We start from the raw sequence: 5,985 nt of genomic DNA, 5'->3' as shown, positions 1-5,985 counted from the left end.
GCGGGAGCTTTTTTCAGGATGGAACTGCACAGCGAAGGTGGCGTCACGGCCAATCGCTACATGGGCGCAAACCTTGCCGTACTGGGTAGTACCAAACACTTGCGCGTCGTCAGTCGCATTAACGTAGTAGCTGTGTACAAAATAGAAGTGTTCGTTATCGTCAATGCCTGACCATAGCGGGTGATCGTGATGCTGCGCTACAAGGTTCCAGCCCATGTGCGGGACTTTTAAGCGCTGTTCGTAATCATCGCGCATATTGGCCGGAAAACGATCAACGCTGCCATGGAAAAAGCCTAGGCAATCTACGCCACCGTTCTCTTCGCTACGTTCCATCAGCATTTGCTGGCCCACGCAAATACCCAATAGTGGTTTCGCTTGACGGGTAAGGATGTCATCGACTAAGCCGCGTAGCTCGGTACGTTCCAGCTCGCCTACACAGTCCCTAATAGCCCCTTGGCCCGGGAGTACTAGGCGCGTTGCACCTAGAATACGTCGCGGGTCGCGAGTAATAATCACATTTTCGTGGGTGACGTGCTCAAGCGCTTTTGCCACAGAGTGCAGGTTGCCCATTCCATAATCGATTACCGCGATGGTCATAAAGCGCTCCTTGTGATCGTTGGCGAGCTACCACTCGCTGCAATACCCGGCATTATAGGCTTCCTTTGGTAGACGGCATTTGTCCCGCCATACGCGGGTCTTCTGCCACCGCCATGCGCAGCGCGCGGCCAAACGCTTTAAATATAGTCTCAGCCTGATGGTGAGCATTAAAGCCTTTTATATTGTCAATATGCAGGGTGACGCGCGCATGGTTGACGAAGCCTTGGAAAAATTCCCAAAACAGCTGGGTATCCATACGGCCAATGGTATCGCGGGTGAAGTCGACATTCATATAGAGACCTGGACGGCCGGAGAAGTCGATAACCACACGGGACAACGCTTCATCAAGAGGAACGTATGCATGCCCGTAGCGATAGATGCCGCGTTTATCGCCGATCGCTTGGTGAAATGCTTGGCCTAGGGTAATGCCTAGATCTTCAACTGTATGGTGATCATCGATGTGCAGATCGCCTTTTGCGTCAATGTCGAGATCCACCATCCCATGACGAGCCACTTGATCAAGCATATGGTCAAGAAACGGAACGCCGGTGTCGCTGCGGAGACGGCCTTCGCCATCAAGGTTGACGCTGACCGTAATCTGCGTTTCGTTGGTGTCACGGCTTACCGTGGCAATACGCGCTGACATGTTGCATCTCCTGCGCTGATGCGCACTCTGAGGGGGTATTGGTGGATCGTCGGGTAATGTTAACACCGCCAGATCAAAGCATAACCTGTGCCAAAAGCGACCATTATAGTGAATCGGCACCCCCATCCGCTACAATGCGCGAAAGGTAGCCGCCTTTGCTGGCGGTAGAATAGCAGCCTTGCTGCTTTGGCAAAGAGGATTTCACCATGCCGGTGACATTGGATTACGTCGACCAGGCCCGTTGGGAAGCAGAGGAGCAGGTGCGTATTGACCTAATACGCATTTATGAAGATGCGCCCCAAGAGCGAATGCCTACACCAACGGTCGCCCCTTTTATTGAACAGCATTTAAAAGGGCAGCACTTTTTTGCCTGCGCACATTTTAATGATCGACTGCTCGGTGCAGTGGCGATAAAAGAGGCAGCTGACCGCGCCTGGTGGCTCTCCGAGCTGTGCGTGCGTAAACCCACCCGACGGCGTGGCGTAGGCACACGACTAATGGCACTGTTAGGAGAGCAGGCAAAACAGGAAGGACGTGTGCTGCGCATCGCAACGTCGTCGCTGCCGTTAGCCGATCGAGTACTGCTCTCAAAGCTTGGTTATCGCCCCGTAGCCCCTGAATCATCCGCGCCGTCGGATGATTCCATCACCAGTGATTTTGTTGAGCTCGACCCACAAGGAAAAGGGCAATGAATCATCTACTACGTATTTTGCTGGCCGCGGTAGGTATTTTAGCGATTGTTGCCGTTGCCGCAGTGGTGTATGTCACCACTTTTCTTGACCCAGAAGATTTCAAGCCTCGGCTAACTGCGGTGGTAGAAGAACAAACTGGCCTGAATCTAGCGTTGGAAGGCCCGATCACATGGTCATTTTATCCGCGTATAGGGGTCAGTGTTGAGCAGGCAAAAGCGTGGCTGCCAGAGCAAGCTCAGGACGAGAGTGCGTTTGCCGCCATTGAGCGAGCTGAAGTTAGCGTCGCCTTTGCCCCTTTATTACGCGGCGAAATCGCGGTTGATGGCTTAACCCTAGATGGCATGCGCTTAAACCTTGAAAAGGATGAGCAGGGCGAAGGTAATTGGCAGCCGTTACTAGAGCGCCTCGCTGAGCAGGGTAACGAAACAGCGGAAACGGTACTGGCGCCTGCAAGCGCTGGCCCCAACGCAGATGCTGGAAGTTTGTCGGTGGTGCTGAATATTGCCAGCGTAGAAGTGAAAAATGCTGATATTCGCTTCCGTGATGAGCAAAGCCAAGCGCTTTGGCGTGTGCAGCCGCTCAATATTTCAGGCGCCAACGTCAATCCGTTACGCTCCTTCCCTTTAAAAACCATGTTTACATTAACTAAGCATAATCGCTTAGATGCAGAGGTGTTGGAGCGTACGCCCGACCTGACCAGCGAAGTGAATCTCGAAACTCGTCTTCGTTTAGGTTTGAAAGATGAGCAGTTGGTTTTTGAAAATATCCAGCTGACGACCCGTACGCGACGCTCTGGAGAAAGTGATCCGCAGCAGCTTAGTTTGAAAGCAGCTGAAATAGTTGCCCGAATGGGGGAGCAGCAACTTACGATTCGCGAGGGTGTCGTTGACGCGGGCTTACGTCATCCAGACAATTGGCAGGGTAGCCTCGCGCTTTCGTTGGCATTTGGTTTGGAAAGTGACTGGGCGGCGCAAACTGCTCAGTTTAAAGATGCTCAGTTAACCGGGCCGGATGGGCTGAGAGTCAGTGGTCATCTCAATGTCGAAAAGTTTTTAGACTCTCCTCAATACAGTGGCCAACTCACCGCAGCGCCTTTTACATTGCGGCCTTGGTTATCTCGCGCAGGCATTACTCTCAAGACGGCCAATGAAAGTGCCCTGAGAGATGTGGCGATGACTAGCCCAATTGAAGGCGATATGACGAGTATTGCATTGCCGCGTCTTTCCTTAGTAGTGGACGACAGTACCTTTACAGGTAATATTTCCGCCGCGCTGGACGGTACTCGGCTCGCCTTTAATCTGGAAGGTGACCAACTGAATATTGATCATTATCTGCCTGGTCCGGAAACCGCTCAACAAGCTAGCCGAGGTATACTGCGCAAAGCCTTTGCCCAAACCGATGGGGCACTATTGCCTCAGGAATGGCTGAGCACGCTATCGCTAGAGGGGGGCTTAAGCGTCGACCAGCTTGTGCTGGCGGGACTAACGTTCGATGACACTTCGCTAAGCTTGCGCGGCGAGAATGGAGTGCACCAACTGACAGCCTTTGAGTCACGTTTTTATGAGGGCGAGCTTAATTCGACTGGCCGTCTAGATGCGACAGCGAACATACTGGAATGGCAGATTTCTCCAAGTGTCAGTGATGTTCAGGTCGCACCGCTCATTGAAACCTTTAGTGAAGAGGCATCACCGTTACGAGGCCGCTTTAACTTGGAAGGTGCACTGACGACTCAAGGCAATCGCCGTGACGTGCTCATCAATAATCTTAACGGCGAGCTAACTGCGCAGCTAAGCGACGGAGCGATTCTGCAAACGAATATCTCTCAGCAAATGTGCGAGATAGTGGCGCAGCTAGAGGGCGAAAGCACCCAGCGCGAATGGGAACCTGATACGCGTTTTGAACGGTTTGATGCGACCTTCCAAGTGCGTAATGGTGTAGTAAATAGCGACGATTTGCTTATCACCCTTCCTGGTATTGATGTACAGGGTGAAGGCGAATTCAGTCTCAATACGCTGAATTTTACGACTGAGGCAAATGCTAGGTTGGTCGACACAGCCGATGCCGCCTGTAACGTGAACTCGCGTTTAGAGCAGTTGCCTCTTCCAGTTCGTTGTGAAGGCCATGTGGGCGACGATAAAACCCAGTGGTGCCGATTTGATCGTTCGGCTTTCCAAGCAGCGGTGATAGACCTACTACGTAATGAAGCAGGCGGCCGTCTTGAAGAAGAGCTTGAGGAGCGGCTGGGCGATTCGCTTGATCAAATTGACGAACGCCTAGGAGAAGGCGCTGGTCAGGAACTTCGTGAGGGGATTCGTCGTCTATTTAACTGAGCATTCATGCACGTTTTGAAGCGATACAATCAGTGTGCGCCGGCCTTACCGCCGGCGCTTTTTTGCGTGTTAGTTAGCCACATAATAGCAAGGCCAACTGACGGCTAATTGCAGGGTGCCGTTTTACTGTTTAAGGAAATCCTATGGCCGACATGTTTACACCGTGCCTCGCGGCGGAAGAGTTTCAACGCCGCTTGCTTACCTGGTTCGATCAGTATGGCCGGCATGACCTGCCTTGGCAGTCGCCCCGAAGTGCCTACCGGGTATGGGTATCTGAAATTATGCTCCAGCAAACCCAAGTCGCGACGGTTATTCCCTACTTCAAACGCTTTATGACGCGCTTTCCCACGTTAGAAGCACTGGCCAACGCACCTCAGGACGACGTGCTGCATCTCTGGACCGGGCTGGGTTACTACGCCCGTGCCCGTAATTTGCATAAAGCGGCCCAAGTGGCGTTAGCGTCCCATGGGGGAGAGCTGCCAACGGACAGTGTCGAAGCGTTAATGGCGCTGCCAGGTATCGGCCGCTCCACTGCTGGCGCGATCATCGCGCAAAGCTCTGGTCAGCAGGCCGCGATTTTAGATGGCAATGTAAAACGATCGCTGACTCGCTTGCATGCCATTACTGGCTGGCCAGGCAAACCAGCAGTAGAGCGCTCACTATGGGCGTTGGCTGAGTATTTCACGCCCAATACCCGTCTTGCCGACTATACCCAAGCCATCATGGATTTCGGCGCCACGCTATGTAAACGCAGCAAACCTGATTGCCTGATCTGTCCGTTTAACGACGTATGCCGTGCCTATGCCCAAGGTGAGCCGCAACGCTTTCCCGAATCCAAGCCTAAAAAAGCCTTGCCGACGCGTGAAACCATTATGCTGATGCTACGAGACAGGCAAGGGCGGGTGTGGTTAGAGCAACGGCCACCCAGCGGCCTGTGGGGAGGCCTATGGAGCCTGCCTCAATTTGAGCAACATAGTGAACTGGACGATTGGCTGGCTGATCATGTGACGTCCCCCGAGCGCCATGCGCCACTGCCCAGCTTTACTCATACGTTTAGCCATTTTCGGCTATTGATTACGCCTCAGCCCGTCAGTTGCGATAGGCTGAACGGCGTAAGAGAAGATGGCGTGTGGTATGACGTTGACGCACCGCCCTCGCTTGGCTTGGCTGCGCCGGTTAAATCGCTGCTGAGCCAGCTGGCGCCTTTTTCCCTAGATCCAACGCCGGGGCCGTCGCGCTAACCTCACTCGCGTTATTACTTTTATATTCGCAGCGTTATTCAAAAAGGAGTACACCATGAGCACCACCGTTTTTTGCCGCAAGTACCAACAAGAGCTACCCGCTCTGCCATTTCCACCACTGCCAGGTAAGCAGGGCCAAGAGATTCAAGCCACGGTGTCTAAGCAGGCCTGGGAAGAGTGGCAGTCGTTGCAAACGCGCTTGATTAATGAAAAGCACCTCAACATGTTAGAGCCCGAGGCGCGCGCCTATTTGATGGATCAAATGCAGCGTTTTCTAAATAACGAAGCAACGGATCAAGCGGAAGGTTACGTGCCGCCTACCCAGGCTTAAGCGTTCAGGAAGCAAGGCTGTAAGGAGTGAAACTCGGTGCAGCCCACGGATGGCGCGGCTTTTGCACGTTTTGAGCCCTGCAAAGAAGTGCCCTAAGCACGTGACTAGAAAGAAAGTTTCACGAAAGTGTTGACGAAAAGCTGAGTTT

At 53.1% G+C, this 5,985-nt stretch carries 6 protein-coding genes; 4 read left to right on the top strand and 2 right to left on the bottom strand.

The features are described 5' to 3' along the window. The coding region (gene hisH, locus INT22_RS13010) for an imidazole glycerol phosphate synthase subunit HisH (protein ID WP_226912703.1) at positions 1–597 on the bottom strand (597 nt) is incomplete at its 3' end. A gap of 52 nt (positions 598–649) precedes the next feature. Then, on the bottom strand, positions 650–1,243 hold the full coding sequence (gene hisB / locus INT22_RS13005) for an imidazoleglycerol-phosphate dehydratase HisB (protein WP_030074661.1): 594 nt from the start codon (positions 1,241–1,243) through the stop codon (positions 650–652). Between the two features lie 206 nt (positions 1,244–1,449). Between hisB and INT22_RS13000 the strand changes: the two genes are divergently transcribed. The 4 genes from INT22_RS13000 to INT22_RS12985 all read left to right on the top strand — a co-directional run bounded on the left by INT22_RS13000 (position 1,450) and on the right by INT22_RS12985 (position 5,837). Then, positions 1,450–1,935, top strand: coding sequence for an acetyl-CoA sensor PanZ family protein (locus INT22_RS13000; RefSeq protein WP_089039886.1), 486 nt, complete (start codon positions 1,450–1,452; stop codon positions 1,933–1,935). Then, entirely contained in the window at positions 1,932–4,265 is a 2,334-nt protein-coding gene (locus INT22_RS12995; RefSeq protein WP_193060148.1) for an AsmA family protein, read from the top strand. Before INT22_RS13000 ends, INT22_RS12995 begins: the two co-directional genes overlap by 4 nt. A 143-nt stretch (positions 4,266–4,408) precedes the next feature. Then, positions 4,409–5,506 (top strand): A/G-specific adenine glycosylase, encoded by a 1,098-nt coding sequence (gene mutY, locus INT22_RS12990; protein ID WP_193060147.1) that lies wholly within the window; start codon positions 4,409–4,411, stop codon positions 5,504–5,506. A 55-nt stretch (positions 5,507–5,561) separates the two neighbouring features. Continuing rightward, the gene (locus INT22_RS12985) at positions 5,562–5,837 is read left to right on the top strand and encodes an oxidative damage protection protein (RefSeq protein ID WP_083007102.1); all 276 of its coding nucleotides are present in this window, start codon (positions 5,562–5,564) and stop codon (positions 5,835–5,837) included. The last annotated feature ends 148 nt before the right edge of the window (positions 5,838–5,985 follow it).

The sequence above is a fragment of the Halomonas sp. 3D7M genome, from assembly GCF_014897885.1.
Taxonomy (GTDB): Bacteria; Pseudomonadota; Gammaproteobacteria; order Pseudomonadales; family Halomonadaceae; genus Vreelandella.
The sequence above is the reverse complement of the archived record's forward strand: the minus strand, read 5'-3'. Positions and strand labels throughout refer to the sequence as shown.

Excerpts from the sequence above, each read along its gene's own strand:
- hisB (WP_030074661.1), bottom strand. The coding sequence starts at position 1,243 with ATGTCAGCGCGTATTGCCACGGTAAGCCGTGACACCAACGAAACGCAG.
- INT22_RS13000 (WP_089039886.1), top strand. The coding sequence starts at position 1,450 with ATGCCGGTGACATTGGATTACGTCGACCAGGCCCGTTGGGAAGCAGAG.
- INT22_RS12995 (WP_193060148.1), top strand. The coding sequence starts at position 1,932 with ATGAATCATCTACTACGTATTTTGCTGGCCGCGGTAGGTATTTTAGCG.
- mutY (WP_193060147.1), top strand. The coding sequence starts at position 4,409 with ATGGCCGACATGTTTACACCGTGCCTCGCGGCGGAAGAGTTTCAACGC.
- INT22_RS12985 (WP_083007102.1), top strand. The coding sequence starts at position 5,562 with ATGAGCACCACCGTTTTTTGCCGCAAGTACCAACAAGAGCTACCCGCT.